Below are 26,096 nucleotides of genomic sequence, written 5' to 3'. Positions count from 1 at the left end.
GATCAGGGGCGGGCGACGGCCCAGACGATCACGGCGGCGACCACGGCCACGCCGATGACGACCGGGATGGCCCGCTTGTAGATCGAGTTCCCGGCGACCTCCAGCAGGTCGAGCGCCTCCGGCTCCTCGGACTCGATCTTCCGCTCGGTGCTCGCCGCCGCGACCGGTGCGGCCACAGCATCGGCCGGGGCATCGGCCGGGGTCGTCGTGGACGCGGCCGCCGGGGTCTCCGTCCGGGCCTCCTCGGCGGCCGGTGACTCGGCCGCGTTGATCAGCTCGGCGGGCGGGACGTTGAGCGGGGCGACCTGCTCGGGGGTTCCGGCACCGATCTCGGTACGCCCGGCGGATTCGGCGACGGTCCCGGCCGAGGGGTCGGGCGCGACGGCCGGCGCCCCGGACGTGTCGAGGTCGGGGATGCCGGGGGCCACCGCACCGAGCGCCACGGCCGTGGCCGGCGCAGTCTCGACAGCAGCAGTGGAGGCGCCACGCTCCGCGACGGGCTCGGTCACCGTGGGCGCGGCCTCAGCGGATTCCACAGCGGGCGCAGTCCCGGTCTCTGCCGGGGCGGCAGCCGCGGCCGAGGCTGCGTCGTTGGCGAGCTTCTTCTCCAGGTTCGTGACGAACTGGGTCAGCAGCTTGCCGGACACCTCTTTGATCATGCCGCTGCCGAACTGGGCCAGCTTTCCGCTGATCTTCAGGTCGGTCTCGACGTTGACCTGGGTGCTGTCGTCGCCGGCCGGGGTGAGCCAGGCGGTCACCACGGCCGCCGCGTTGCCGGCCGAGCGCGCGTCGCGGCCCTTCGCGTCGATCACCGCGCGATAGGTGGCGTCGTCCTTGGAGGTGAACTGCGCCGTACCCGCGAAGTCCGAGATCACCGGGCCGACCTTGACCTTCACCCGGCCCTTGTAGACCTCGCCGTCGACGCCGGTGAGCTGGGCGCCGGGCATGCACGGCGCGATGCCCTCCAGGTCGGTGAGCACCTGCCAGGCCCGGTCGATCGGGGTGTGCACGACGAACTCGTTGTTCAGCTTCATGAGCGGGTCTCCTGGTGAACGGCTCCGGCGACCAGGTCACGGTCGTCGGGGGTCTTGGCGATGGTGCCGATGGTTCGCAGGACGTCCGCGTCGGCGAGCTCGGTGACGCCGAGCGCGGCCAGGGCGGACACCCAGTCGATGGTTTCGGCGAGGCCGGGCGCCTTGTCCAGGTCGAGCCGGCGGACCTTGCCGATGAACTCGGTGGCGTTGCGGATCAGCGGCGCCGACGCGCCGGGTACCGAGCGGCGCACGATGGCGGCGGCACGTTCGGCGGCCGGGAACTCGATCCAGTGGTACAGGCAGCGGCGGCGCAGCGCGTCGTGCAGGTCGCGGCTGCGGTTCGAGGTGAGCACCACGATCGGCGGCCGGGTCGCGGCGAAGGTGCCCAGTTCCGGGATGGTGATCGCGGCCTCGCCGAGGAACTCGAAGAGCAGCGCCTCGAACTCGTCGTCGGCCCGGTCGATCTCGTCGATCAGCAGCACCGGCGGGGTAGGCCCGGCGTGGCGTACCGCGCGCAGGATCGGCCGTTCCTGGAGGAAGTCAGCGGTGAACAGGTCGGCGTCGGCCAGCGTGGCGCCCTGTGCCTCGGCGAGCCGGATGTGCAGCAGCTGACGCTGGTAGTTCCACTCGTAGAGCGCTTCGCCGGCGGTCAGGCCCTCGTAACACTGCAGGCGGATGAACGGGGTGTCCAGGGCCTGGGCGAGGGCCTTCGCGGCGGCGGTCTTGCCGACGCCGGGCTCGCCTTCGAGCAGCAGCGGTTTGCCGAGCCGGATGGACAGGAAGATCGCCATGGCAAGGCCGTCGTCGACCAGGTAGTTCACGGCGTCCAACCGCTCGGCGACCTCTTCAGGATTGTTCACTGGACCTCAGCAGCCGCTCGTAGTCTTCCCGGGTATCCACATCGATCGGCACCGTACCCTCGGCGTCCACTTCGGTCACCTGGTAGCGCCCGGAGTGCAGCAGTTTCCAGACCGCCTTGTCGCCGTGCAGGTCCGCCAGCTCGCCGAAGACCTGGCGGTGGAACAGGAACGGATGCCCGAGCCCGTCGGTGTAACGGCAGACGCCGAGCGGGGTCGGTGCCGCGGCCAGGCGGCGCACGTCGGCGGGCTGGATGCCGGGCTGGTCGCCGAGGAGCAGGACGAGGCGATCGGTTTCGGTCAGGAACGGGACGGCCGAGCTGATCGAGGAACCACAGCCGGTGGCGAAGTCAGGGTTCTCGATCACGCGTACCCCGGAAAGGTCGGTCTGGGACCGGATGGCCGCCGCCGAACCGCCAAGGGTGACCAGAATGTCGTCGAAGCCGCAGGTGCGGGCCATGTCGAGGGTGGCGTCGAGCAGAGTCCGGCCGCGGAACGGCAGCAGCTGCTTGGGCTCGCCGAGCCGCCGTGAGCCGCCGGCGGCCAGTACCAGCCCGGTGACCGTCATCGCGCCGCGGTGAACTTTTTCCGACAGCCGGGGCAGCAGAACCAGTAGTCCTCGCCGTCCACGACGCCGTGCGGCGTGTCCGGACCGATCACCACGGTCATGCCGCAGATGGGGTCGATCGCGGTGGCGGCGGGCGTTTCGAGGGTGATCGGCCCGACGGGCAGTGTCGGGCCGGCCACGAATTCGGGTTCGGCCTTGGCCAGCGCGGCGGACTCGCCGTGCATCGCCGGGTGGCCGCTGGTCGTCCTCGACGAGGTGGCGAGGCCGCCGACGCGCAGCTCCCGGACGATCTCCCCCATGATCGCGAGCGCGATCTCCTTGGGGGTGCGGGCACCGATGTCGAGCCCGGCGTGCGGGCGGATCCGCTCCCGCTCGTCCTCGCTCAGCTCCATGGCGTCGAGCACCACGGCCGCCCGCTTGTGGCTGGCGACCAGCGCGATCAGGCCGACACCGGCGTCCAAAGCACCGCGGATGGCGCGTTCCTCGTCGCGGCCGAGACCGGCCACGACAGCCGCAGTCACGCCAGCATAGGCGCCGGACGGCGATATATCGAAGTCGAGGAACGTGGCGAGTTCGGTGACGGCCGCACCGATCGGGGTGGTGCCGGCGACGGCGACCAGTGGTTTCGGCAGAACCGGCCGCAGAAAGATCTCGATCGCCCCGCCGGAGTGGCAGGGGTTGACGACGACCAGCGCGCCGGGCGTCTCCGGGAAGCCGGCCTCGTCCTCCGGCAGGACCCGCAGCAGCACGGTGTTGCCGTCCCGCAGCGACTCCATGGCCGCGGCACGCACCGACGTCTCGGCGCAGACCCCGCCGACGAAGCCCTCGATGGACCCGTCGGCCAGGATCACCGCGTCGTCGCCGGCCCGGGCCGAGGTCGGCTCCTGGGCACGGACCACTGTCGCGTGCACGAAAGGCCGGCGTGCCTCGGTCAGCTCGCGTGCTCGCTCGGCGGTGGTCGTCGTCATTTCCGTACCCCTCAATGTGCGGAAGGGTCGCGCCGGAGCGCGACCCACCACGGGTTTTAAATCGGCGGAGTGGCCTGGCCGCGCATCGCGTCCCAGACCCGGGACGGGGTGAGCGGCATGTCGGCGTGCCGGATTCCGTACGGCTTGAGCGCGTCGACGACCGCGTTGACGATCGCCGGAGGCGAGCCGACCGTGGCCGACTCCCCCACGCCCTTCGCGCCGATCGGGTGGTGCGGCGACGGGGTGACCGTGTAGCCGGTCTCCCAGTCGGGCACCTCGAGAGCGGTCGGGATGAGGTAGTCCATCAGCGAGGCGCCGAGGCAGTTGCCGTCCTCGTCGAAGGAGATCATCTCCATGAGCGCCATGCCGACGCCGTCGGTGAGACCGCCGTGCACCTGGCCCTCGATGATCATCGGGTTGATCCGGGTGCCGCAGTCGTCGACCGCGATGAAGCGGCGGACCTTGACCTCGGCGGTGCCCGGGTCCACGTCGACGACGCAGATGTACGCCCCGTGCGGGTACGTCAGGTTCGACGGGTTGTAGCAGATCTGCGCTTCGAGCCCGCCCTCCATCCCGTCCGGCAGGTCGCCCGCGCCGTGTGCCCGCATCGCGATGTCCTGGATGGTGACCGACTTGCCCGGGTCGCCCTTGACCGAGAACGATCCCTTGACCCAGTCGATGTCGGCGACCGACACCTCCAGCATCGCGGAGGCGATCAGCTTCGCCTTGTCCCGGACCTTGCGGGCCACCAGAGCCGCCGCCGCGCCGGAGACCGGGGTGGACCGGCTGCCGTAGGTGCCGAGGCCGAACGGGGTGTTGTCGGTGTCGCCGTGCACCACGTCGATGTCGGCCGGCGGGATGCCCAGCTCCTCGGCGATGATCTGCGCGAACGTGGTCTCGTGGCCCTGGCCCTGGGTCTTCACCGAGAGCCGGACGACGGCCTTGCCGGTCGGGTGGACCCGCAGCTCACAGCCGTCGGCCATGCCGAGACCGAGAATGTCCATGTCCTTGCGCGGGCCGGCGCCGACCGCCTCGGTGAAGAACGAGATGCCGATGCCCATCAGCTCGCCGCGGGCACGCTTCTCGGCCTGCTCCTTGCGCAGCTCGTCGTACCCGGCCATCTCCATGGCCAGGCGCATCGTCGGCTCGTAGTCGCCCGAGTCGTAGACCCAGCCGGTCTTGGTCGTGTACGGGAACTGGTCCTTCTGGATGAAGTTCTTCAGCCGCAGCTCGGCCGGGTCCATCTGCAGCTCGTACGCCAGCACGTCGACGATCCGCTCGACCAGGTAGACGGCCTCGGTGATGCGGAACGAGCAGGCGTACGCGACCCCGCCGGGCGCCTTGTTCGTGTAGACCGCCGTCATCTTGCAGTGCGCGGCCTGCAGGTCGTAGCTGCCGGTGAAGACGCCGAAGAAACCAGCCGGGTACTTCACCGGGGCGGCCGTGCCGTTGAACGCGCCGTGGTCGGCGAGCACGTTGGTCCGGATGGCGAGGATCTTGCCCTCACGGGTGGCCGCGATCTCGGCCCGCATGATGTAGTCCCGGGCGAAACCGGTGCTGATCAGGTTCTCCGAGCGGTCCTCCATCCACTTCACCGGCTTGCCGGTGACGATGGAGCCGACGATCGAGTGCACGTAGCCGGGGTAGATCGGCACCTTGTTGCCGAAGCCGCCGCCGATGTCCGGCGCGATCACCTGGATCTTGTGTTCCGGGATTCCGGCCACGATCGCGTACAGGGTCCGGTGCGCGTGCGGGGCCTGGGTGGTCGACCAGAGCCGCAGCTTGCCCTCGACCGGGTCGAAGTCGGCGACCGAGCCGCATGTCTCCATCGGGGCCGGGTGGACCCGCGGGTAGACGATGTCCTCCTTGACGATCACGTCCGCCTCGGCGAAGACGCGGTTCGTCTCCTCCTCGTCGCCGGTCTCCCAGTCGAAGACGTGATTGTCGTTCTTGCCCTCGAGGTCGGTCCGGATGATCGGGGCGTCCGGTTCCAGGGCCCTGCGGACGTCGATCACCGGGTCGAGGACGTCGTACTCGACGTCGATCAGTTCGAGCGCGTCGCGGGCCTGGTACCGGTCCTCGGCGACGACGAACGCCACCTCCTGGCCCTGGAACCGCACCTTGTCGGTGGCGAGCACGGCCTGCACGTCGTTGGAGAGGGTCGGCATCCAGGCCAGGCCCAGCCCCTTGAGCGTCTCACCGGTCACCACGGCCTTGACGCCGGGCGACGCCTCGGCCGCGCTGGTGTCGATGCTGACGATGTTCGCGTGGGCGAACGGCGAGCGCAGGATCGCCAGGTGCAGCATGCCGGGCAGCTGCACGTCGTCGACGAACCGGCCGCGGCCTCGCAGCAGACGGGCGTCTTCCTTGCGGAGCATCCGGCCGAAGCCGACGGGCTTCTGGTCGTTGTCCTCGAACTCGGTGAGCTTGACCTGCGAGGGTTCCTGGACCGTCGTCACTGGGCCACCGCCTCTTCCTTGGTCTCAGCGGCCTCAGCCTCGTGCACTGCTGCCCAACGGACCGAACGGACGATCGAGGAGTAACCCGTGCACCGGCAGATCTGGCCGGAGATGGCCTCGCGGATCTCGCCCTCGGTCGGGTCGGGGTTCTTGTCGAGCAGGTGCCGGCAGGTCATCAGCATGCCCGGCGTGCAGAAACCGCACTGCAGGCCGTGGCACTGCCGGAAGCCCTCCTGGATCGGGTCCAGCTCGGCGCCGTTGGCAAGACCTTCGACGGTACGCACTTCGCGCCCACCGGCCATCGCGGCCAGCACCGTGCAGGATTTGACGGGCTCGCCGTCCATCCACACGACGCAGGTGCCGCAGTTGCTGGTGTCGCAGCCCCAGTGGGTGCCGGTGAGACCGAGCGTGTCGCGCAGGAAGTGCACGAGCAGCAGCCGGCCTTCGATCTCCTTGGTGTACTCGACACCGTTCACCGTCACGGTGACCTGCATGCTCAGCTCCTCGCCCGCTCGACAGCCTTGCGCAGGGTGCGCCGCGTCAGTTCGTCCGCCAGGTGGCGCTTGTATTCGGCGCTGCCGCGGGTGTCCGTCGACGGGTCGCAGCTGCGGGCCGCGATCGCGCCGGCCAGCTCGAACAGGCTCTCGTCGGGCTCGTGGCCGCGCAGGGCCGCCGAGATCTCCGGGATGCCTGTGGTGTTCGGGCCGACGGCGGCGAGCCCGACGCGGGCGTCGTGGATGTGGCCTTTATCGTCCAGCCAGATGGCGGCGCCGGCGCTCACGACGGCCCAGTCACCGGCACGGCGCTCGACCTTGGCGTAGGCACTGCCTGATTTTCCGGATTTAACCGGAATGCGAATCTCGGTGAGGATCTCGTTGTCGGCGACCGCTGTCTCGTACGGCCCGACGTGGAACTCCTCCATGCTCACCACACGCTCGCCGTTGGCCCCGCGGATGACGCAGCTCGCGTCGAGCGTCGTGCACACCGCCGACAGGTCCTCCGACGGGTCCGCCTGGCAGAGCGAGCCGCCCAGCGTGCCCCGGTTGCGCACGATCGGGTCGGCGATCACCTTCTCGGCGTCCCGGAAGACCGGGAACACCTGCGCCAGGGCGTCCGACTCCAGCAGCTCGCGGTGCCGGGTCATCGCCCCGATCCGTACCTCGTCCGCACCGAGCCTGATGTAGCCCAGCTCGCCGTGCAGATCGTTGATGTCGATCAGATATTCGAAGTTCGCCAGCCGGAGCTTCATCATCGGCAGCAGGCTGTGGCCGCCGGCCACCAGCCTCGCTGAGCTACCGAGACGCTCCAGCAATCCAATGGCTTGGTCAACGCTCGTGGCACGTTCGTATTCGAACGGAGCCGGCACCTGCACCCTGCACCTCCCGCTAATCGCGGGAACCCTCGCGCGGCGGGTGTCCAATGTCAACAGCGACCTAAGCCTTCACTTAACTTCCGTTTGACTCTCCCGTGAAGATCGCGGATCGTGCGGGAATGCGTGACATCGTTGACGGCCTGATCGCCTGGCGTGCTGCCGGTAAGGCGTTCGCCCTGGCCACGGTGGTCAACACCTGGCGTTCGGCACCGCGCCAGCCGGGTGCGGCGATGGCGGTGAACGCCGACGGCGAGGTCATCGGCAGCGTTTCGGGTGGATGTGTCGAGGGCGCCGTTTACGCTGCCGCACAGGATGTGCTGGAAAGCGAAAAAGCGCAGACACATACGTACGGGGTGAGCGACGGCGACGCGCTCGAGGTCGGCCTGACCTGCGGCGGGACGATCGAGATCATGATCCAGCCGTCGGCGGCGCTGGCCTTCCTCGACGATGTGCTGGCTGATGTTTCCTCCGGCCGGCCGGTGGCGACGGTCTCGATGCCCGACGCCCAGCTGGTGGTCTGGCCTTCGTCCACCGCCGGAACCCTCGGTGACGCCGAGCTCGACCGGCAGGCCGCCCAGCAGGCCGCGGGGCTGCTCGCACACGGGCGGTCGGCGATCGTGCAGGCCTGCGAGCGCGAGGTCTTCGTCCAGTCCTACGCCGCACCGGCCCGCATGATCGTTTTCGGTGCGATCGACTTCGCGGCGGCCGTGGCGCGGATCGGCAAATTCCTCGGTTACCAGGTCACGGTCTGCGACGCCCGCAGCGTGTTCGCCACCCCGGCCCGCTTCCCCGACGCGGACGAGATCGTCGTCGAGTGGCCGCACCGGTACCTGGAGGCCACCGAGGTGGACGAGCGCACCGTGCTGTGCGTACTCACCCACGACCCGAAGTTCGACATCCCGCTGCTGGAGGTCGCGCTGCATACCCCCGCCCGGTACATCGGGGCGATGGGCAGCCGCCGGACCTGCGAAGACCGGATGCAGCGCCTGCGCGAGGCCGGGGTGTCCGAGGCGGCGCTGTCCCGGCTGCGCGCCCCGATCGGCCTGGACCTGGGCGCCCGCACACCCGAGGAGACGGCCGTGGCGATCGCCGCGGAGATCGTGGCGCTGTCCTGGGGTGGCTCAGGCGCCCCCTTGACAGACATGACCGCCCCGATCCACGGCGTGTGAATCCGGCTGGTTCCCACTGCTGACCCCGCTGGTCAAACGGGGTGGCCGGACTGATCAGCCGCTCGACTCAGCCGCTCGACTCAGCCTCGCTTCATCAGGCGGCCGACTGCTGCCATCAGCTCCGATGCCATCTCGTCGGCGCGGCCCTCCTGGGCGCCCTCGTGCATGCAGTGGCGGGCGTGGCCGTCGAGCAGGCCCAGCGCGACCTTGTCCAGCGCTGCCTGGATCGCGGAGATCTGGGTGAGGATGTCGATGCAGTAGCGATCGTCCTCGACCATCCGATCGATGCCGCGGACCTGCCCCTCGATACGGCGCAGCCGGGATTGCAGGTTGTCCTTGGTGGCCGTGTAGCCGCGCGTCGGAGCGGGGTTGGTCATGCCTTCATGTTACAACCCCCCAGGGGTATCCGGCGCGTCCTTGCGATACCCCTACCGGGTATGTGTACGCTGGGGTCATGCAGACGACGACCTACTCCGTGACCGGCATGACCTGCGCCCACTGCGTGAGCTCCGTCAGCAGTGAGGTGAGCCAGCTCGCGGGGGTGACCGACGTCCAGGTCGACCTCGCCACCGGCACCGTCTCGGTCACGAGCGCCGAACCGCTGGACCGAGCGGCCGTCGCGGCCGCGGTCGACGAGGCGGGGTACGAACTGGCGGTGACACCGTGAGGACCCCGGTGAAGCTGGCGGCGTACGCCACCGGGCTGATCGCGATCTTCGGGGTGTCAGCGGGCGCCGGCGCGGTGATCGGCCCGGACAACACCCCACAGGCGACAAACCCGACGCACGTGGGGGCACACGGTGAGCCCGCATCCAACGGGTCAATGGCACACGGTGAGCCCGCGCCCACCGGGTCAACAGCACACGGTGAGCCCTCGGCAACCAGCCACGACAACGGCGCTCACCCCGGCGAACAACCCGACCCCGCCGGCCTCCAGAGCATCCAGGACGGCTACCGCTTCGTCCCGCTCACCACCGAGCTCCCCAGCAACGACTTCAGATTCCAGATCCTCGACCCCGCCGGCGCCCCGGTGACCACCTACACCCGCGCCCACGACAAAGACCTGCACCTCATCGTGGTCCGCCGGGACCTGTCCCACTACCAGCACGTGCACCCGACGCTGAGCCCCGACGGCACCTGGCACATCCCGCTGAAAACCAACAACCCCGGCCAGTACCGCCTCTTCGCCGACTTCCAGACCGCCGGTCACGAGCTGACCCTCGGCGTCGACGTCCCGGCCCCCGGCGATTACCGCCCGATCGAGCTCCCCCACCCGGAGCAGACGGCGGAGGTGGCCGGTTACCAGGTGACGATGACGGGCGACTTCGCCGAGGGAGACCTCACCTTCAAGGTCACCCGCGACGGCGAACAGATAACCACCGAGCCGTACCTGGGCGCCCGCGGCCACCTGGTCGCCCTGCGCCAGGGCGACCTCGCCTACCTCCACGTGCACCCCACCGACCCGGAATCCCTCGCCTTCCACGCCGAGGTCCCGTCGGCCGGGGTCTACCGTCTCTACCTGGACTTCCAGCATGACGGAAAGGTGCACACCGCGGAGTTCACCGCCGACACCGGCCACACGCACAAATGAGGACCCCCGTCATGAACCGCATAGAGCTGGCCATCGGCGGGATGACCTGTGCCTCGTGCGCGTCGCGTATCGAGAAGAAGCTGAACCGGATGGACGGGGTGACCGCCACGGTCAACTACGCCACCGAGAAGGCCACGGTCACCGTCGACGGCCCCGTCACCACGGCCGACCTGATCGCGACCGTGGAGAAGACCGGATACACCGCGGCGGAGAAAGTCGAGGAAAAGAAAAAGACTGAAGACCCGCTCGCCACCCGCCTCTGGGTCTCGATCGCGCTCAGCGTCCCGGTCATCCTGCTCGCGATGGTTCCGGACTGGCAGTTCACCTACTGGCAGTGGGCGTCGCTCACCCTGGCCGCGCCCGTGGTCGTCTACGCCGGCTACCCCTTCCACCGCGCCGCACTGATCAATCTGCGACACGGCGCCGCGACCATGGACACCCTGATCAGCCTGGGCACCATGGCCGCGTTCGGCTGGTCCCTCTGGGCGCTCTTCCTCGGCACCGCCGGCGAACCCGGCATGACGCACCCGTTCCGGATCGCGATCGAGCGTACCGACGGCGCCGGCAACATCTATCTCGAAGCGGCCGCCGGGGTGACCACGTTCCTGCTGGCCGGGCGCTATTTCGAGTCCCGGTCGAAGCGCCGGGCGGGTGCCGCGATGCGGGCACTGCTGGAGATGGGCGCCAAGGACGTGACGGTCCTCCGCAACGGTCAAGAAGCCCGCATCCCGGTGGCACAGCTGAAAACCGGCGACCTCTTCGTGGTCCGCCCCGGCGAGAAGATCGCCACCGACGGCCTGGTCGAGGAGGGTTCTTCGGCCGTCGACGTCAGCATGCTGACCGGCGAGAGCGTCCCCGTCGAGGTCGGGCCGGGCACCTCGGTGACCGGCGCGACCGTGAACGCCGGCGGTCGCCTGATCGTCCGCGCGACCCGGATCGGCGCCGACACCCAGCTCGCGCAGATGGCCCGCCTGGTCGAGGACGCGCAGGCCGGCAAGGCTCAGGTGCAGCGGCTCGCGGACCGGATCTCGGGTGTCTTCGTACCGGTCGTCATCGGTCTGGCGATCGCGACGCTCGGCTGGTGGTTCGGCACCGGCGCCGGCTGGACGGCCGCGTTCACCGCCGCTGTCTCCGTACTCATCATCGCCTGTCCGTGCGCGCTCGGCCTCGCGACGCCTACCGCTCTGCTGGTCGGAACCGGTCGCGGCGCGCAACTCGGCATCCTGATCAAGGGTCCCGAGGTTCTGGAGTCGACCCGCCGCGCCGACACGATCGTCCTGGACAAGACCGGCACCGTCACGACCGGCCGGATGACCCTCGCCGCAGTGCTTCCCGCCGCCGGCCAGGACCGCGACGAGCTGCTGAAACTCGCGGCCTCTGCCGAGTCCGCCTCGGAACACCCGATCGCTGCCGCGATCGCCGCCGAGCTCACCGATCACCTCCCGGTGAGTGATTTCACCAGCTTCGAGGGCCTTGGGGTACGCGCGACAGCAGGCGATCGTCAGCTGCTCGTCGGCCGCCCGGCCCTGCTGATCCGGGAGGGCCTGACCATTCCGGACGACGTCGCCGAAGCCGTGGCAGCCGAGGAGGCCGCCGGCCGCACCGCGATCGTCGCCGGCTGGGACGGCGAGGCCCGGGGTGTCCTGTCGGTGGCCGACGCGGTCAAACCGTCGAGCCGGGACGCCGTCACGAAGCTGCGCGCCCTCGGCCTGCACCCGATCCTGCTGACCGGCGACAACGAGACGGTGGCCCGTGCCGTCGCCGCCGAGGTCGGCATCGACGAGGTGATCGCGGGTGTGCTGCCGGCCGACAAGGTCGCGACGGTGAAGCGCCTGCAATCCGAGGGCCGCGTCGTGGCGATGGCCGGCGACGGCGTGAACGACGCCGCCGCCCTGGCCCAGGCCGACCTGGGCCTGGCGATGGGCAGTGGCGCCGACGTGGCGATCGAGGCCTCCGACCTGACGCTGATCCGCGGCGACCTGACCGCGGCGGTGGACGCGATCCGGCTGTCGCGCCGCACGCTGCGCATCATCAAGAGCAACCTGTTCTGGGCGTTCGCCTACAACGTGGCCGCCCTGCCGCTGGCAGCGGCGGGCCTGCTCAACCCGATGATCGCCGGTGCCGCGATGGCGTTCAGCTCGGTCTTCGTGGTCGCCAACAGCCTGCGCCTGCGCCGCTTCTCCCCCACAACCTGAAAGGTGGCCCGGCTTCACCGCCGGGCCACCCCTTCTCTCAGTCCAGCACCGCCGTGATGGTTCCGGCGGCGACCGTGCGGTTGCCCTCACGGACCGCGAACCCCATCCCGGGCTCCAGCGCCACCTCCTTGCCCAGCGTCACCGTCACCTCGTCGAGGGTGTCGCCCGGCATCACCAGGTCACGGTCACCCAGGTCGAGCCCACCGGACACGTCGGTCGTGTGCAGGTAGAACTGCGGCCGGTAGTCGGCAGCGAACGGCGTGTGCCGTCCTCCTTCGGCGGCTGTCAACGCGTACAGACGGGCCTGGAATGTGCGGTGCGGAAGCACCGAAGCCGGCGCCGCGACGACCTGGCCGCGTTGCACCTGCTCGCGCTTGATTCCCCGGAGCAGGATGGCGGCGTTGTCGCCGGCCTGCGCCGACTCGAGCACCTTGCCGAACGTCTCCAGGCCGGTCGCGACGCTGCTCACCGTCGGTCCGAGGCCGACGACCTCGACCGGCTCGCCGGCGCGCAGCGTGCCGCGCTCCACCTTGCCGGTCACGACGGTGCCGCGCCCGCTGATCGACAGCACGTTCTCGATCGGCATCAGGAACGGCTCGCCGAGCTCACGGGGCGGAATCGGCACATAGATGTCGACCGCGTCGAGCAGGTCCTCGATGCTGGTCACCCATACCGGGTCGCCTTCGAGCGCCCGCAGGGCACTCACCCGGATCACCGGCACCTCGTCACCGGGGAAACCGTAGTCGCTCAGCAACTCGCGGACCTCCAGCTCCACCAGGTCGAGCAACTCAGTGTCGTCGACGGCGTCGCTCTTGTTGAGCGCCACCACCAGGTACGGAACACCGACCCGCTGCGCGAGCAGCACGTGCTCGCGGGTCTGCGGCATCGACCCGTCCTGCGCCGACACGACGAGAATCGCCCCGTCCACCTGCGCCGCCCCCGTGATCATGTTCTTCACGTAGTCGGCGTGGCCGGGCATGTCCACGTGCGCGTAGTGCCGCGACGCGGTCTCGTACTCGACGTGCGCGATCGTGATCGTGATCCCGCGAGCGGCCTCCTCCGGCGCCCGGTCGATCCCCTCGAACGCGACATACCGGTTGGAGGCCGGGTCGCGGTCGGCGAGAACCTTCGTGATCGCGGCGGTCAGCGTCGTCTTCCCGTGGTCGACGTGCCCCATCGTGCCGATGTTGAGGTGCGGCTTCGTGCGTACGAACTGGCTCTTGGCCATGGTCTTTTCTCAGTCCTCACTGGATGCGAGGCATTGTGGTGTTCGCGTCCGGTTGCCACACGGGGCGCGTCAGAACCCAGGCAGAGAGCAGCCACCCTTCCCCGGGGTTCCGCTGCCGGTGGGGAAGGGTCAGGGTCGCGTATCGCTTTTCGCGCACACGGGAGCCACCACGAGGGGCAGCTGCAAACCGGGCGCGATGAACATGCCGAGAGATTAGCTCGCGCTCACGACAACAACCACCCATTTTCCGTACGCACGGAAAGCGGTCGCACGTGGCTGGTCCCGCGGTTTACGGTTCGGGCGTGGGACGTCCTGAGATCTATGTCAGCACCGATGTCGAGACCGACGGGCCGATTCCGGGGCCGCACTCGATGCTCAGTTTCGGGTCGGCGGCGTTTCTCGCCGACGGGACCCTGGTCGGCACTTTCGCCGTCAACCTGGTCACGCTGCCCGACGCCGAGGGGTATCCGGACACGATGGCCTGGTGGGAGACCCAGCCCGAGGCCTGGGCGGCGTGCCGCGCCGACCAGGAGGACCCGCAATCGGCGATGGTCCGTTATCGGGACTGGCTGGAGGGCCTGCCGGGCAAGCCGGTCTTCGTCGGGTACCCGGCGGCGTTCGACTTCATGTTCGTCTACTGGTACCTGATCCGGTTCGCCGAGCGGAGCCCGTTCTCGCATTCGGCGCTCGACATCAAGAGCTTCGCGATGGCCGTGCTGGGCACCGATTATCGGGCCACCACGAAACGGTCGATGCCGCGCCGATGGTTCGGCAGCGCACCTCACACGCACGTCGCCCTGGACGACGCGATCGAGCAGGGCGCACTCTTCTGCGCGATGCTGGCCGAGCGGGCTACCGAATCGCTTCGATGACGCGGCGCGCGTCCAGAGGGGTCTCCCAGGTGGCGCGCACGTCGACGAAGCGCACCCGTCCGGAGCGGTCGGCCACGACAACCGACGCGAACGGCAGCACCGAGCGGCCGGTGCCGAGCGGGACGTCCGCGCCCGGGCTCGCGAAACCGATGTTGAGGGCGTCGATGAGCACGTGCCGCGGGTCGGACGCCACCAGGAATCCCAGCTCCTCGCGGTGCTTGAGGTCCGCCAGACGGGACGGCGCCTGCGGGCTGACCGCGACGAGGTGGGCGTCGAGGCTGTTCAGTTCCGGCCACAGCGAGGCCTGGTACGTACGCAAGAGGGCCTCGCACTCGGCCGAGCCGGCGTATCGGATGAAGACGAGCACGACCGGCCCGGTGTCGAGCAGGCGGTTCAGATGGATCGGGCCGAAGTCGGTCTCGTAGACGGGCAGGGCGGGCAGCCGGTCGCCGACAGCGACCATCCGCTTCCAGATCGAGTTGCGTTCCCAAAGATGCTGGAACGCCTCACCCTCGACGCGTCGCAGGTCATGCAGTGTCGTCATGCATCGATAATACCCACAATGCACATAGGAATTCTAGGTTCACCCTCGGTGAACGTCTCTCACACCAGCAGCTCGGTGACCGACCAGTGCTCGACGATGAGGCCGGCCTCGAACCGCCAGATGTCCACGACCGATTCGCGCACCTCGCCGGCGGTCAGTGCGTAGTGCGCCACGACGAACTGCGCGTCCGCCACCACGTGCTCGATCTCGATCTCGGCGGTGGCGATCGGCGAGCCCTTGATGAACTCGATCCAGGCATCGCGGCCGGCCGGGGCGCCGGGCGTGTGGGAGAGGAAGTCCTCCCGCAGAATTTCGAACAGGACGGCCGTGTCGCCTTCCGCGAACCGGCCGAACGCCTCCAGGAACCTCGCTTTGTTGATCTCCGCCTCATCGATATCAGTCATGCCACCACATTGGCACCGGCGGGCCACCCGTGTCGACCGTGATCATGTGCCTACCATCGATCCGCCGACCATGTCCGGCGTTTGGCGAATATCTGTCCGGACGACCGGGCGCGATGCGCCCGGACGGTCAATAAAACAGCTGAGCGGCCCACCGTCAAGCGGGTTGGTTGCGCTATTCGCTGCGCCTTCTCACCCCTTGATCGTACGTTTTGAAGCGCCTTTTAATCGTTTTGAGGAGGAGTTTCGAATGCTCAGCGCTCTCGCCGCAGGAGCCATCGCCATGTCGTCGCTGACCGGGCCTGTCGCGCCGCCGCCCACCACCGAAATGGTGATCGACGTGGTGCAGGCGAACGGCTCCGGCTGCCCCAAGGGCAGCGCCGAAGTGACCGTGTCGCCGGACAACAAGGCGTTCACCGTGTCCTACAGCAAATTCATCGCACAGATCGGGCCCGAGGCCAAATCGACCGATTTCCGAAAGAACTGTCAGCTGGCGCTGGACGTGCTGGTGCCGTCCGGTTACACGTACGCGGTGGCCGGTGCCGACTATCGCGGTTACGCCAGTCTCCAGGAAGGGGTCACCGCTTCGGAGACGGCGTTCTACTACTTCCAGGGCGAGCAGCACACCACGAAGATCAAGCACGATTTCGTGGGTTACTTCGAGGACGAGTGGCAGCGGACCGACGAGGTCGAGATGAGCTCGCTGTCGTTCCTGGACTGCGGCGAGAAGCGGTACCTGAACGTCAACACCGAACTGAAGGTCAACACCGCGAACGCGGACAAGAAAGTCACCAACTGGATCACGATGGACTCGACAGACGGGTCTCTGGAGACGGTCTATCACGTGGCCTGGATGAAGTGCTGACCTCCTCTGGCCTGGTTCTCGGCCCGGCCTTTCGCCCGGTTTTCGGGCCGGCCTTCAATGCGTTTGTCGGCCTGGTCGGTGTGGGGGCGGACCAGGCCGGCGTTGAAGGCGGCGATCACCAGCTGCGCCCGGTCGCGGGCTCGCAGCTTGGCCAGCAGGTGCGAGATGTGTGATTTCACCGTCTTGATCGAGATGTTCAGGGCATCCGCCACCTCGTCGTTCGACAGACCTGACCCGATCAACGCGAGCACGTCCACCTCACGGCGGGTGAGGTGGCGCAGTGCGCCGGCACCCCGCTCGGGGCGGGGCGCCGCGACGTAGTGCGCCACCAGCCGCGTGAGAATCGACGGAGCGAAGAGCGACTCACCGCGATGGGTCCGGCGCACCGCGTCGGCCAGCTCCTCCGGGCGGGCGTCCTTGAGCAGAAAACCGGACGCTCCCGCGCGCAGGGCCTCGTAGACGTACTCATCCAGCTCGAACATGCTCAGCACCAGCACCCGGCAGGCGCTCAGCACGGGGTCGGCACAGATGCGCCGGGTGGCCTCGAGCCCGTCGAGGCGGGGCATCCGCACGTCCATCAGCACCACGTCCGGCCGGGTCGCCCGAGCCTGGACCAGCGCCTCGACGCCGTCCCCGGCCTGACCGACAACGGTCAGATCCGGCTCGTGCTCGATGATCACCGCAAGGCTCCGCCGCAACAGATCCTGATCGTCGACGAGTAGAACGCGGGTCACGAGCCCCGGGCCGGAGCCGGTCGTGACGCCGGGATCGGCGCCGGCCTCGGCCTCGTGCTCGATTTCTGCACCGGCCCTCAGCCCGGGATCGGCGCTGGACTCGGCCTCGTGCTCGATTCCTGTGCCAGCCCTCAGCCCGGGATCGGTGCTGGTCATGAGTCGGGGATCCGGGCGGTCAGCTGGAAACCGGCGCCGACCGGCTCCGCGGTGAGCGTGCCGCCCAGGCTGCCGATGCGCTCCCGCAGGCCGGCCAGCCCGTGCCCAGCGCCGGGCATCGCGTGCCAGCCGCCCGCGGCGGGGCCCTCGTCGGCGACGATCACCACGACGAACGGGCCGTCCCGGCACAACCGGACGTCAACGCTGGTCGGGCCGGCATGGCGGGCGGCGTTGCTCAACGCCTCGCGTACCGTCCGGCAGACCGCGACCTGAACGCCCTGGGTGACCTCACCGAGTGGCTCGGCGGAGAGCCGCGGCCGCAGGCCGGCGGCGTGCGCGGCATGGACGATCTCCGGAAGGGTGCCGAGATCCTCCAGCGGAGCGCGCGGACCGGCCTGCGACGGCTCCCGCAGAACCGTCAGCATGCGGCGCAGCTCGGCTGTCGCGTGCCGGCTCGCCTCCTCGATGTCGGTGAGCGCCTCGTGGATCTCCGGCGATTTCGGCACGTGGCGGGTTGCCGCCGCCCGCACGGTGATCAGGCCGAGCCCGTGCGAGACGAGATCGTGCAGGTCACGGGCGATCCGCAGACGCTCGGCCAGAACCGCCTCGGACGCCGCCCACTCGGTGAGCCGCCGCTCGTAGGCCGCCCGGTCGGCGCGGCGCCGCCGCACGCCCCAGAGCAGGGCGGCGACCGCGATGCCGCCGATGAGCGACGGGATCACGATGGTGACCGGGCCGGAGGTGCCGACTGTGCACAGCGCGAGGATCAGCGCCGTGGCGACGGCGCCGATGACCGGCACGGCCCCGGACCGCCAGGCCGGGCGAGGTTGGGCGAACACCCAGCCGACTGTAGCTCTCAGACCCTGGTCTGAGACGGCCGCGAAAACCGGGATCCTGGTCCGATGTGCCCGGTCGCCGACCCGGCTTGACTAGGGCAATGATCGCCATCGACCACCTGAGCCGCCCAGGCCGGCTGCACGACGTCTCCTTCGAGGCAAGGCCCGGCCGGGTCACCGGTTTCCTCGGGCCGAACGGCGCCGGCAAGACCTCCACCCTGCGCGTCCTGCTCGGGCTGGACAGAGCACGCGACGGCACCGCCCTGGTCGCCGGGCGGAGATATGCCGACTGGCCGCGCCCGCTGACCGTCGTCGGGGCATTGCTCGACGGCAGCGGCGCGCACCGCGCCCGATCCGCGCGCGCCCACCTGCGCTGGATGGCCGCGAGCAACGGCCTGCCACGATCCCGGGTCGACGAGGTGCTCGACCTGGTGGGCCTGTCTGCCGAGGCGGGCAAGCGGGCCGGCCGGTTCTCGCTCGGGATGAGCCGGCGGCTCGGCCTGGCTGCAGCGCTGCTCGGCGACCCTCCGGTGCTGATCCTGGACGAGCCGGTGAACGGTCTCGACCCCTCCGGCATCCGCTGGATGCGGGAGTTCCTGCGGTCGAGCGCCGGCGAGGGCCGCACCGTCCTGCTCTCCAGCCACCTGATGGGCGAGCTGGCCGGCGTCGCCGACGACGTGGTGATCATCGATCGTGGCCGCGTCGTCGCAAGCGGCACTGTCGGCGAGGTCACCGCGGGGCACCCGACCTTGGAGGACGCGTTCCTCGCCCTCACCGCGGGAGGCACCACATGGTGAAACCCATCTGCGGCGGAGGCTTCACATGGTGAGCCTCGTCCACGCCGAGCTGCGCAAACTCCTCGGGCTGCCGACCGCCTGGATCGGCCTTGTGGTCGGTTTGGTCGCGGCGCCGGCGCTCGCCGTGCTGAACGCTCCGGCGGCCCGCCGCGCGGTCGCCGACGGCCTGATCCGCGACCCGTCCGACCTGGGCTTCCAGGATCTGGGCATCGGCCTGCTCGGCGCGATGATCCTCGGTGTCGTGGCGGTCAGCAGCGAGTTCACCCCGACCGGCGACGACACTCCCGGCGCGAGGCAGCTCACCGCGACCCTGCTGGCCGCACCACGACGTACCCGTCTGCTCGCCGCCAAGGCCATCGCCCTCAGCCTGGTGGTCGCGGCCCAGGGCCTGGTCACGGCGGTCGCGACGCTGGCGCTGACCGAGCGGATGCACGGTGCCCTCGTCCCGCCGCCACAGCCAGGCCGGGTGCTGGCGGCAGTCCTCTACTGGACCCTGCTGGGCCTTCTGGCCTGGTCGATCACCCTGCTGGCCCGCAACGGGATGATCACCCTGGCGGTGCTGATCGTGAACAGCACTGTGGTGTCACTGTCCTACCTGCTGACCAAGGTGACCCCGTGGGCGGCCTACCTGCCCGACATCGTCGGCGCCCACATGTTCTTGCGCGGCATGGACGTCCCGGTGGAGATCCCTCCGGTGACCGCCGGCCTGGTGATGACCGCCTGGGTGGCCGCTCTGATCGCCGTCGCCACGCTCACTTTCCACCGGCGCGACGCATGACAGCCACCAGACCCCTGCCGACCCCGACGCGCATGACAGCGACGAATCGCCTATCCGCCGCCGGGCGCATGCTGCTGGCAGAGATCAACAAGTTGCTGACGCTGCCGTCGCTGCGGACGACTTTCCTGCTGACCTGGGCGGTGACGCTCCTGCTCAGGCTCGTCGACCTCCCCGGCTCGATCCTGGTGCACACACAGGCCGGCTTCCTGATCTTCGGCGTGCTGGCGGCCTCCCACGAGCACGACCGTGGCAGTCAGATCAACAGCACCCTGCTCGCCATGCCACGCCGCCTGCCGCTCGCCGCCACGAAAGCGCTGGCCCTGACCCTGGTGACCACACCGCTAGCCCTCCTGGTCACGCTCACCGCCGCCGAGCCGACCGGCTCCGGCCCCGGAGCCCAGGCCGGAGCCCAAGCCGGAGCCCAGGCCGGAGCCCAGGCCGGGGCCGGGATCGAGGCCCAGGCCGGGATCGGGGCCGGGGCCGGGGCCGGGGCATTCCACCTCGCCGTTGACGGCGCAGCCCACAACGCCGGCTACCTGATTCTGGCGACGCTGGCAGCCTCCGGCGCCGGCATGCTGCTGCGCAACGACGTGGGCGCGGCAGGCGTGGCCCTCACGGCATATCTGCTGGTCGCGCCGCTGGCTCGGGCCCGCCTACCCGCCATCGAGACCTGGCTGCCCGAAGCCCCACAACCAAGCCTCGCCGCAGCCGTCTGGACGCTGACAGCCCTCAGCGTCGCGGCGGCGGCCTTCCACCACCGCGACGCATAAGGAGCACCTCAGCGGCAAGCCACCACCGACTCAACGAGCGAGCCACCACCACGTCAGCGGCCCACCACGCCAGCGACGCACTGTCGCCATGCGGCCCACCACCTCAGCAAAAACGCTGCCGCCATGCGGCTTACCACCTCAGCGACGCGCTGCCGCCATGTGGGAGCACAAATCCACCAGGGCCTGCGCCCGAGAGATCTCCGTGGGAGTGAGCACCGGTGACGACCGCACCAGATAAAGCGGCACCCCTTCCGGCCCCCGCAACGCGGCCGCGTGCGAATCCGCATATCCCGCATCCACCGCCAGCTCAGCGCCGAGCAGACGCCGGACAGCCTCACCGGCAGTGACGTGCCCCGCCGCGACCTCGCCGGCGATGCTCAGTGCCCGAGTCGCCGGATCCACCAGATCGTGCACATCTGCCCGGCTGACCTCGGTCTCCTCGCCGCCGCCCGCCGCCACCGTCGCGACGACCTCCGGGGCGCTGATCTCACGGGGCACCGCGACCAGCAGTTCGTCGACCGCACCCCGTTCGCCCGGGTGGATCTGCACGGCGAGGATGTTGATGCCCCGGGCGGCGAGCCTGCCGCTCAGCCCGGCGAGTGTTCCGGGCCGGTCCGGCAGGGTGGTGCGCAACCGCATGAGCTCGCGGTCCTTCGCCGGGATCGCGAGCAGATCGTGCAGGGACGCATGTCGCTGCGGCACCGACTGGGGGCGCCGATGTCCAGCACGCCAGCGGCGGCGCAGCAGGGCGCCGGCGAGAAGGATGGCAGCGCTCGCCATCAGCATCATCTCGCCGTGAGCGTGTTCGCCGACCAGCGTGACGAACAGGTGCACCGTGCCGACCGCGAAGAAAACCGCGGCCACCTCGATCAGTTCGGTGGCCCAGTGGGACACCCGGAATCGGTCGAACGGCTTCATGACAGGGATCTTCAACGCCCGACATGTCCACGCTGATGACTCACTGTATCCGGGACGAAAACACTCCGCAGTTATGTGAAATCGGGATTAATGCCTCTCACCTGCACCACTCGGCCACCGCGCCGCCGATTGTCCGATCCCGGACTGGATACCCACAGCGATCTCATAGATCATGTCTCCCGAGTGCGGGGGTCTCGATATGTCAATGCATCGCTTGATTAGTGTCCAGACTGCCGCCTCCGCCTGTTCACATCCCTGCGGACCTTCGGTGGAGACACGGCATGGCACAACGACCAACGCTTGCGGTGATACGCGAGCGCACTTACAAACGCAGGGATGCCTGGTGGACTGTCTGGCTGGTTGACCCACTCGCGTCCCGGCTGGTCTGGCTCGTGGCGCCATGGCGCTGGGTCACCCCGAACCGGCTGACGATCGGCGCGTTCTTCGTCGGCCTCGGTTCGGCGTACTGCTTCTGGCAGCAGGACTACACGTGGCTGGTGGCCGGTGCGGTTCTGTACCACCTGAGCTTCGTGCTGGACTGCATGGACGGCAAGATCGCCCGGCTGAACGGCACCGGTTCGCTCTTCGGGACGTGGCTCGACTACGTCTTCGACCGGCTCCGGGTGCTGGCCTGCGCGATCGGCCTCTTCGGCGGGCAGTACCTGCGTACCGAAGAAGTGATCTACCCGCTGCTGGCGACGCTGGTCATCTTCATGGACATGTTCCGGTACCTGAACGCCCTTCAGATGAGCCGCGTCAAGCTCTCGATGAAGGATCGCCTGCTGGAAGCGGCCCAGGCGGCCGGCACGAAGAAGCCGGAGTTCGTCGAGGAGACCGACGAGGAGACACCGGCCTACCCGGACGCCGACCCCACCCAGTCGGCGGTCGACGTGCACGGCGACTTCCGTACCAAGTTCAGCCTCTTCGTACGGATTCGCAACCTGCTGCTGCGCCAGCGGATCCGGGCGCACGTGTTCAGCGGCATCGAGTTCATGATGTTCGTATTCATCGTCGGCCCGGTGATCGGGCAGATCGTGGCGACCACCATCGCCTCGTCGGCGCTGCTGCTCGCGTTCGAGGCGCTGCTCGTCTTCAAACTGTGGACCACCACGAAGACGTTCAACCGGCGGCTGAAGAAGCTCCAGGCCAAGGCCACGACAGACCAGGCACCAGCCCTCGTCTGACACGAAAAAGATCGACGAAGTGCCCCGGCGGATCTTCCGCCGGGGCACTTTTCTGTCCGCAGAGGACTCTTTACCAGCGCGACACAGCTTGGTAACTTGCTGAAACAACCTGCAAGAACTTTCACCACCGACCAGTGCCATGAAAGAACTTGCGATCCCCCGGTTATAAGGCCCCAGTAGAAGGCGCCACCATGAGAAGCAAGCTCATCGTCGGATCCCTCGCCACGCTCACCGCAGCCGCCGGCATTCTGACCGCCGTCTCGCTGCCGACCACGGCCTCCGCCGCCGTGTCCCTCAACGACAGCGACGTCACCGCGAACCTCTGGGAGTGGAACTTCAACTCCGTCGCGGCGGCCTGCACCAACCACCTCGGCCCGGCCGGTTTCGGCGCGGTCCAGGTGGCGCCCCCACAGGACTCGGTCAGCCTCTCCACCTCCAGCGACGGCGCGCACCCGTGGTGGGAGGTCTACCAGCCGACGTCCTACGACGTCGCGGGCCGCCTCGGCAACCAGGCAGCCTTCACCGCGATGACCACGGCCTGCCACAACGCCGGCGTACGCGTATACGTCGACGCCGTGATCAACCACATGGCCGGTGCGAACAACACGCAGACCACGACGTACGGCGGCTCGACCTTCACCCCGACCGGTTACAGCTACCCGTCGGTGCCGTACGCGTACAGCGACTTCCACCACCCTGGCGACGGTTACTGCAACGACGAAGACGGCGTCATCGACAACTGGAACGACATCAACGAGATCCAGAACTGCGAGCTTCTCTCGCTCTCGGACCTCAAGACCCAGGACACGAGCGTACGCACGAAGATCGCCGGCTACCTGAACAAACTGATCGGTTTCGGCGTGGACGGTTTCCGGGTGGACGCCGCCAAGCACGTCTCGGTCGACGACTTCAGCGCGATCCGCGCCCTGCTGAACCCGACCGTGGCCGAGGGCAAGGCCCCGTACATCGCCCAGGAGATCTTCCCCGGCGGGGTGGCGCCGTCGTCCTTCACCGGCAACGGCGACGTGCTCGGCTTCTCCTACGCCTACGGGCTGAAGAGCCAGTTCGCCAACGGGACGCTGAACAACCTGTCCGGCATCGGTTCGTGGAGCCTGGACGCGTCGAGCGACCTGACCGCCGCCATGGTCACCAACCATGACCTGGAGCGGGACGGTTCGACCCTGCGCTACCAGGACGGCACGACCTACACCCTGGCGAACTATTTCCTACTCGCCTACCCGTACGGCCAGCCGTTCGTCTACGACGGTTTCGCCTTCTCCACGTCGGCGACCGGCGCGTCCCCGCCGTCGAACTCCAGCGGTTTCGTCACCGACACCAACTGCTCGAACAGCGCCTGGCAGTGCCTCACCCAGACCACCGGTATCAAGGGCATGGTCGGCTGGCGCAACGCCACCAAGTCCGCGACGAGCGTCTCGAACTGGACCAACACCGCCAGCAATGTGATCGGTTTCAGTCGCGGCAGCCTCGGCTGGTTCGGCGTGAACCGGTCGGGCAGCGCCTCGACCGCGACCTACACGACCGGCCTTGCGAACGGCACCTACTGTGACCGGATCACCGGCGGCGTGACGAGCGGCGGCACCTGCGCCGGCACCTCGATCACCGTTTCCGGCGGCACCGCCTCGGTCACCATCCCGGCCAACGGCGCGGTCGCGATCGACGTCAACGCCAAGTCCGGCTCCACGTCCTCGCCGACTCCGTCGGCCTCGTCCACCTCCGCCTCGGCCTCGCCTTCGGCATCGGCATCGGTCTCGCCGAGCGCGAGCACCTCACCGAGCGCCAGCGTCTCCCCGAGCGCTTCCAACAGCGCGGGTACGGTCGCCGCTACGTTCAACGTCTACGCCACCACGACCACCGGCACCGACGTCTACGTGGTGGGCTCGAACGCCGCGCTCGGCAGCTGGAACACCGCGAACGCGGTGAAGCTGTCGGCCACCGGTTACCCGATCTGGACCTCGACGGTCACGGTCCCGTCCGGCTCGTCCTTCGAGTACAAGTACATCAAGAAGGACGCCGCCGGCACGGTCACCTGGGAGAGCACCGCCAACCGCGCGGTGACGACCGGCACGACCGCGGTCACGTACACCAACAGCTGGAACGTGGCGACCGCGAGCGCCGCCGCGGTCACCTTCAACGAGACGGCGACGACCAGCACCGGCCAGAACGTCTACGTCCTGGGCTCGATCGACGCCCTGGGCGCCTGGAACACGGCCAACGCCATCCCGCTGTCCTCGGCGTCGTACCCGACCTGGAGCAGGGTCGCGGCGATCCCGCAGAGCACCACCTTCCAGTACAAGTACATCAAGAAGGACGCCGCCGGCACCGTCACCTGGGAGTCCGGCACCAACCGCTCCTACACCACCGGAACCGCGACGAGCTACACCCTGAACGACACCTGGAAGTAGCCGAACATCATCGCTGGCCGCTCCCGTCACACGGGGGCGGCCATTGATGCACGCCGGTATCGTTCGGCGATCAGCTACATCACCTACATCGCCGCCTACTCGCCCGCATACTTCTGGGTCATGTCCACCGCCCGGTTGCTGGGCGCCCGCCTGTTCGTCGTCACCGGATTCATCGTCGTCCTGGCCGGCCCGCTCCCCGCCTTCGGCGGCGGTGGTGAGGACACGGTCCTCGCCCTGACCGGCCGGACCGCGACCTGCACGACCGTGTCCGTGACACAGGATCCGGTGCCCACAAACGGCCCGGCCCTGTGGTACCGGATGTCCTGCCCGGACGGCGCCGAGCTGGAGCTGCTCCGCAAGGAGCAGGACGATCCGGCGATGCGCGGCCCGCTGATCCACCACCCGTCGGACCTGGTGCGGGCGCGGCCGGTCGCGGAGTACGAGGGCCGCAAGGCCACCGTCCTGCAATGGATGTTCCAGGTGGCCGCCGGCGTCTTCCTCCTCCAGTCCGCCGCCGCGCTGATCGTGGGCCCGATCCGGTGGCGGTTCACCACCGGACTACCGGACAGGCCGAAACCGGCGGCCGAAAGCCGACACCGGACATCGATGCCGACGAACACTACCGGCCAGTAATGTTCGGCCATGGCAACTGTTCGCGAGCGGTGGTCGAGCTACTCCGAGCGCGCCCGGCGCAGAGCCTGGCTCCAGCACCTCAGCGGGTACATCGTCATCACCGCACTCGTACTGTCCATGATCGTCGCGCGGATCGTGGCCGGCTTCGTCAGCCCCGAGACCACGGTGCTCAATATCCTCATCTTCGCGGTCCTCAGTGTCTCCTCGTTCTCCTGGTGGAATTTCACCAGGCGGCTGCTGCGCAACAGTGTGTCGACGCTGATCGGCGTCCTGATCTTCATCGGCATCCCGCTCGCCAGTTACACCGACGGTGGCCCGGACAGCGCGCTCGTCCTGACCGGCAGGACCGCGACCTGCACCGTCGTCGCGGTCGAGCAGTTACCGGAACCGGTGTGGGGCAACCACTGGCGGTACCGTCTGCGCTGCCCCGACGGCGCTGAGCCGCAGGTCCTCCGCGACGACCCCGATGACCAGGCCATGAGCGGACCGCTGGTCTACCACCCGGCAGACCTGGTGCCGGCCCGGCCGCTGGTGGAGTTCGAGGACGACACGAGCACGGCGAAGCGGTGGGTGTTCCAGGCGCTCCTCGCCGCCTTCCTGCTCCAGACCACCGCGGCGCTCACCACCGGCGTGACCCGCTGGCTGTTCACCACAGCCGAGCCCTCGCCACCACCCGAGAATTGACCCGGCGGGCTCTCCCTGCTGTCTCGACACGCCTGAGACAGCAGGGAGAGCCCGCCGGTTC

26 protein-coding genes and 1 pseudogene are annotated in these 26,096 nt (G+C 69.0%); 13 read left to right on the top strand and 14 right to left on the bottom strand.

Going from position 1 to position 26,096, the window contains the following annotated elements; all coding sequences use genetic code 11:
- Window positions 1–2: 2 nt before the first annotated feature.
- The 7 genes from B0I29_RS04040 to B0I29_RS04010 are packed head-to-tail and all read right to left on the bottom strand — an operon-like array spanning window position 3 to window position 7,252.
- On the bottom strand, window positions 3–1,034 hold the full coding sequence (locus B0I29_RS04040; RefSeq protein WP_111647477.1) for an SRPBCC family protein: 1,032 nt from the start codon (window positions 1,032–1,034) through the stop codon (window positions 3–5).
- On the bottom strand, window positions 1,031–1,894 hold the full coding sequence (locus tag B0I29_RS04035) for an AAA family ATPase (RefSeq protein WP_111647476.1): 864 nt from the start codon (window positions 1,892–1,894) through the stop codon (window positions 1,031–1,033). The genes B0I29_RS04040 and B0I29_RS04035 overlap by 4 nt, the downstream gene beginning before the upstream one ends.
- A complete protein-coding gene (locus B0I29_RS04030) occupies window positions 1,881–2,459 on the bottom strand; it encodes a nucleotidyltransferase family protein (protein WP_111647475.1) in 579 nt (192 codons plus the stop codon). Before B0I29_RS04030 ends, B0I29_RS04035 begins: the two co-directional genes overlap by 14 nt.
- Window positions 2,456–3,427, bottom strand: coding sequence for an XdhC family protein (locus B0I29_RS04025; RefSeq protein WP_111647474.1), 972 nt, complete (start codon window positions 3,425–3,427; stop codon window positions 2,456–2,458). The genes B0I29_RS04030 and B0I29_RS04025 overlap by 4 nt, the downstream gene beginning before the upstream one ends.
- Window positions 3,428–3,483: 56 nt before the next feature.
- On the bottom strand, window positions 3,484–5,886 hold the full coding sequence (locus tag B0I29_RS04020) for an aerobic carbon-monoxide dehydrogenase large subunit (RefSeq protein ID WP_111647473.1): 2,403 nt from the start codon (window positions 5,884–5,886) through the stop codon (window positions 3,484–3,486).
- Window positions 5,883–6,380, bottom strand: coding sequence for a (2Fe-2S)-binding protein (locus tag B0I29_RS04015; RefSeq protein ID WP_111647472.1), 498 nt, complete (start codon window positions 6,378–6,380; stop codon window positions 5,883–5,885). Before B0I29_RS04015 ends, B0I29_RS04020 begins: the two co-directional genes overlap by 4 nt.
- A 2-nt stretch (window positions 6,381–6,382) precedes the next feature.
- Window positions 6,383–7,252, bottom strand: coding sequence for an FAD binding domain-containing protein (locus B0I29_RS04010; RefSeq protein ID WP_245972216.1), 870 nt, complete (start codon window positions 7,250–7,252; stop codon window positions 6,383–6,385).
- Window positions 7,253–7,377: 125 nt separating this feature from the next.
- Here B0I29_RS04010 and B0I29_RS04005 point away from each other — a divergent pair, with 125 nt between their 5' ends.
- Window positions 7,378–8,427: an XdhC family protein gene (locus B0I29_RS04005; RefSeq protein ID WP_111647470.1), complete on the top strand. Its 1,050-nt coding sequence runs from the start codon at window positions 7,378–7,380 to the stop codon at window positions 8,425–8,427.
- 80 nt (window positions 8,428–8,507) lie between these two features.
- Here B0I29_RS04005 and B0I29_RS04000 read toward each other — a convergent pair whose 3' ends face one another.
- Window positions 8,508–8,804: a metal-sensitive transcriptional regulator gene (locus B0I29_RS04000; RefSeq protein ID WP_111647469.1), complete on the bottom strand. Its 297-nt coding sequence runs from the start codon at window positions 8,802–8,804 to the stop codon at window positions 8,508–8,510.
- A 77-nt stretch (window positions 8,805–8,881) separates the two neighbouring features.
- Here B0I29_RS04000 and B0I29_RS03995 point away from each other — a divergent pair, with 77 nt between their 5' ends.
- Genes B0I29_RS03995 through B0I29_RS03985 form a run of 3 tightly spaced genes read left to right on the top strand, consistent with a single transcriptional unit; the run spans window position 8,882 to window position 12,212 of the window.
- Window positions 8,882–9,094, top strand: coding sequence for a heavy-metal-associated domain-containing protein (locus tag B0I29_RS03995; protein ID WP_111647468.1), 213 nt, complete (start codon window positions 8,882–8,884; stop codon window positions 9,092–9,094).
- A complete protein-coding gene (locus tag B0I29_RS03990; RefSeq protein WP_146616712.1) occupies window positions 9,091–10,017 on the top strand; it encodes a hypothetical protein in 927 nt (308 codons plus the stop codon). Before B0I29_RS03995 ends, B0I29_RS03990 begins: the two co-directional genes overlap by 4 nt.
- Window positions 10,014–12,212 carry a heavy metal translocating P-type ATPase gene (locus B0I29_RS03985; RefSeq protein ID WP_111647466.1) on the top strand — a complete coding sequence of 733 codons (2,199 nt, stop codon included), beginning with the start codon at window positions 10,014–10,016 and terminating at the stop codon, window positions 12,210–12,212. The genes B0I29_RS03990 and B0I29_RS03985 overlap by 4 nt, the downstream gene beginning before the upstream one ends.
- Window positions 12,213–12,249: 37 nt before the next feature.
- Here B0I29_RS03985 and tuf read toward each other — a convergent pair whose 3' ends face one another.
- Window positions 12,250–13,440 (bottom strand): elongation factor Tu, encoded by a 1,191-nt coding sequence (gene tuf, locus B0I29_RS03980; protein ID WP_111647465.1) that lies wholly within the window; start codon window positions 13,438–13,440, stop codon window positions 12,250–12,252.
- A gap of 302 nt (window positions 13,441–13,742) precedes the next feature.
- Here tuf and B0I29_RS03975 point away from each other — a divergent pair, with 302 nt between their 5' ends.
- Window positions 13,743–14,312, top strand: a complete 570-nt coding sequence (locus tag B0I29_RS03975; RefSeq protein WP_111647988.1) for a 3'-5' exonuclease family protein — start codon at window positions 13,743–13,745, stop codon at window positions 14,310–14,312.
- Here B0I29_RS03975 and B0I29_RS03970 read toward each other — a convergent pair.
- Together B0I29_RS03970 and B0I29_RS03965 are read right to left on the bottom strand one after the other, a co-directional pair.
- A complete protein-coding gene (locus B0I29_RS03970) occupies window positions 14,293–14,856 on the bottom strand; it encodes a redoxin domain-containing protein (RefSeq protein WP_111647464.1) in 564 nt (187 codons plus the stop codon). The genes B0I29_RS03975 and B0I29_RS03970 overlap by 20 nt on opposite strands.
- 59 nt (window positions 14,857–14,915) lie before the next feature.
- Window positions 14,916–15,260 (bottom strand): nuclear transport factor 2 family protein, encoded by a 345-nt coding sequence (locus B0I29_RS03965; protein WP_111647463.1) that lies wholly within the window; start codon window positions 15,258–15,260, stop codon window positions 14,916–14,918.
- 247 nt (window positions 15,261–15,507) lie between these two features.
- On the opposite strand from B0I29_RS03965, the gene B0I29_RS03960 reads away from it, so the two are divergent.
- Window positions 15,508–16,122 (top strand): DUF4360 domain-containing protein, encoded by a 615-nt coding sequence (locus tag B0I29_RS03960; protein WP_111647462.1) that lies wholly within the window; start codon window positions 15,508–15,510, stop codon window positions 16,120–16,122.
- An 83-nt stretch (window positions 16,123–16,205) separates the two neighbouring features.
- Here B0I29_RS03960 and B0I29_RS46520 read toward each other — a convergent pair.
- Both B0I29_RS46520 and B0I29_RS03950 read right to left on the bottom strand, forming a co-directional pair.
- Window positions 16,206–16,856 (bottom strand): annotated as a pseudogene (locus tag B0I29_RS46520) (response regulator transcription factor); the annotation flags it as partial.
- Window positions 16,857–17,008: 152 nt separating this feature from the next.
- Window positions 17,009–17,851 carry a sensor histidine kinase gene (locus B0I29_RS03950; protein WP_111647460.1) on the bottom strand — a complete coding sequence of 281 codons (843 nt, stop codon included), beginning with the start codon at window positions 17,849–17,851 and terminating at the stop codon, window positions 17,009–17,011.
- Between the two features lie 98 nt (window positions 17,852–17,949).
- Here B0I29_RS03950 and B0I29_RS03945 point away from each other — a divergent pair, with 98 nt between their 5' ends.
- From B0I29_RS03945 to B0I29_RS45595, 3 genes are read left to right on the top strand one after another with little or no spacing between them, the layout of a single operon-like run.
- On the top strand, window positions 17,950–18,645 hold the full coding sequence (locus tag B0I29_RS03945; RefSeq protein ID WP_111647459.1) for an ABC transporter ATP-binding protein: 696 nt from the start codon (window positions 17,950–17,952) through the stop codon (window positions 18,643–18,645).
- 25 nt (window positions 18,646–18,670) lie between these two features.
- On the top strand, window positions 18,671–19,423 hold the full coding sequence (locus B0I29_RS03940; RefSeq protein ID WP_111647458.1) for an ABC transporter permease: 753 nt from the start codon (window positions 18,671–18,673) through the stop codon (window positions 19,421–19,423).
- 32 nt (window positions 19,424–19,455) lie between these two features.
- A complete protein-coding gene (locus B0I29_RS45595) occupies window positions 19,456–20,193 on the top strand; it encodes a hypothetical protein (protein WP_181557681.1) in 738 nt (245 codons plus the stop codon).
- Window positions 20,194–20,331: 138 nt separating this feature from the next.
- On the opposite strand, the gene B0I29_RS03920 is transcribed toward B0I29_RS45595, so the two are convergent.
- Window positions 20,332–21,111, bottom strand: coding sequence for an ACT domain-containing protein (locus tag B0I29_RS03920; RefSeq protein WP_111647454.1), 780 nt, complete (start codon window positions 21,109–21,111; stop codon window positions 20,332–20,334).
- Window positions 21,112–21,392: 281 nt separating this feature from the next.
- Here B0I29_RS03920 and B0I29_RS03915 point away from each other — a divergent pair, with 281 nt between their 5' ends.
- The 4 genes from B0I29_RS03915 (at window position 21,393) to B0I29_RS03900 (ending at window position 26,035) form a co-directional block, all read left to right on the top strand.
- A complete protein-coding gene (locus tag B0I29_RS03915; protein ID WP_111647453.1) occupies window positions 21,393–22,295 on the top strand; it encodes a CDP-alcohol phosphatidyltransferase family protein in 903 nt (300 codons plus the stop codon).
- 191 nt (window positions 22,296–22,486) lie between these two features.
- Window positions 22,487–24,718: a carbohydrate-binding module family 20 domain-containing protein gene (locus B0I29_RS03910; RefSeq protein ID WP_111647452.1), complete on the top strand. Its 2,232-nt coding sequence runs from the start codon at window positions 22,487–22,489 to the stop codon at window positions 24,716–24,718.
- Between the two features lie 120 nt (window positions 24,719–24,838).
- Window positions 24,839–25,351: a hypothetical protein gene (locus B0I29_RS03905; RefSeq protein WP_111647451.1), complete on the top strand. Its 513-nt coding sequence runs from the start codon at window positions 24,839–24,841 to the stop codon at window positions 25,349–25,351.
- Window positions 25,352–25,360: 9 nt separating this feature from the next.
- Window positions 25,361–26,035 (top strand): hypothetical protein, encoded by a 675-nt coding sequence (locus tag B0I29_RS03900; RefSeq protein WP_111647450.1) that lies wholly within the window; start codon window positions 25,361–25,363, stop codon window positions 26,033–26,035.
- Window positions 26,036–26,096 lie beyond the last annotated feature (61 nt).

This window comes from Actinoplanes lutulentus (genome assembly GCF_003259845.1).
GTDB classification, from domain to species: Bacteria; Actinomycetota; Actinomycetes; order Mycobacteriales; family Micromonosporaceae; genus Actinoplanes; species Actinoplanes lutulentus.
Note: the sequence above shows the minus strand (reverse complement) of the source record. Positions and strands in the feature narration are given on the sequence as shown.

What these genes read in the sequence shown, in the direction of transcription:
- B0I29_RS03960 (WP_111647462.1), top strand. Translation starts at nt 15,508, where the DNA reads ATGCTCAGCGCTCTCGCCGCAGGAGCCATCGCCATGTCGTCGCTGACC.
- B0I29_RS45595 (WP_181557681.1), top strand. Translation starts at nt 19,456, where the DNA reads ATGACAGCGACGAATCGCCTATCCGCCGCCGGGCGCATGCTGCTGGCA.
- B0I29_RS04005 (WP_111647470.1), top strand. Translation starts at nt 7,378, where the DNA reads ATGCGTGACATCGTTGACGGCCTGATCGCCTGGCGTGCTGCCGGTAAG.
- B0I29_RS03970 (WP_111647464.1), bottom strand. Translation starts at nt 14,856, where the DNA reads ATGACGACACTGCATGACCTGCGACGCGTCGAGGGTGAGGCGTTCCAG.
- B0I29_RS03965 (WP_111647463.1), bottom strand. Translation starts at nt 15,260, where the DNA reads ATGACTGATATCGATGAGGCGGAGATCAACAAAGCGAGGTTCCTGGAG.
- B0I29_RS03995 (WP_111647468.1), top strand. Translation starts at nt 8,882, where the DNA reads ATGCAGACGACGACCTACTCCGTGACCGGCATGACCTGCGCCCACTGC.
- B0I29_RS03920 (WP_111647454.1), bottom strand. Translation starts at nt 21,111, where the DNA reads ATGAAGCCGTTCGACCGATTCCGGGTGTCCCACTGGGCCACCGAACTG.
- B0I29_RS03985 (WP_111647466.1), top strand. Translation starts at nt 10,014, where the DNA reads ATGAGGACCCCCGTCATGAACCGCATAGAGCTGGCCATCGGCGGGATG.
- B0I29_RS04040 (WP_111647477.1), bottom strand. Translation starts at nt 1,034, where the DNA reads ATGAAGCTGAACAACGAGTTCGTCGTGCACACCCCGATCGACCGGGCC.
- B0I29_RS03910 (WP_111647452.1), top strand. Translation starts at nt 22,487, where the DNA reads ATGAGAAGCAAGCTCATCGTCGGATCCCTCGCCACGCTCACCGCAGCC.
- B0I29_RS03945 (WP_111647459.1), top strand. Translation starts at nt 17,950, where the DNA reads ATGATCGCCATCGACCACCTGAGCCGCCCAGGCCGGCTGCACGACGTC.
- B0I29_RS03905 (WP_111647451.1), top strand. Translation starts at nt 24,839, where the DNA reads ATGTCCACCGCCCGGTTGCTGGGCGCCCGCCTGTTCGTCGTCACCGGA.
- tuf (WP_111647465.1), bottom strand. Translation starts at nt 13,440, where the DNA reads ATGGCCAAGAGCCAGTTCGTACGCACGAAGCCGCACCTCAACATCGGC.
- B0I29_RS04030 (WP_111647475.1), bottom strand. Translation starts at nt 2,459, where the DNA reads ATGACGGTCACCGGGCTGGTACTGGCCGCCGGCGGCTCACGGCGGCTC.
- B0I29_RS03940 (WP_111647458.1), top strand. Translation starts at nt 18,671, where the DNA reads ATGGTGAGCCTCGTCCACGCCGAGCTGCGCAAACTCCTCGGGCTGCCG.
- B0I29_RS04000 (WP_111647469.1), bottom strand. Translation starts at nt 8,804, where the DNA reads ATGACCAACCCCGCTCCGACGCGCGGCTACACGGCCACCAAGGACAAC.
- B0I29_RS04015 (WP_111647472.1), bottom strand. Translation starts at nt 6,380, where the DNA reads ATGCAGGTCACCGTGACGGTGAACGGTGTCGAGTACACCAAGGAGATC.
- B0I29_RS03915 (WP_111647453.1), top strand. Translation starts at nt 21,393, where the DNA reads ATGGCACAACGACCAACGCTTGCGGTGATACGCGAGCGCACTTACAAA.
- B0I29_RS04025 (WP_111647474.1), bottom strand. Translation starts at nt 3,427, where the DNA reads ATGACGACGACCACCGCCGAGCGAGCACGCGAGCTGACCGAGGCACGC.
- B0I29_RS03900 (WP_111647450.1), top strand. Translation starts at nt 25,361, where the DNA reads ATGGCAACTGTTCGCGAGCGGTGGTCGAGCTACTCCGAGCGCGCCCGG.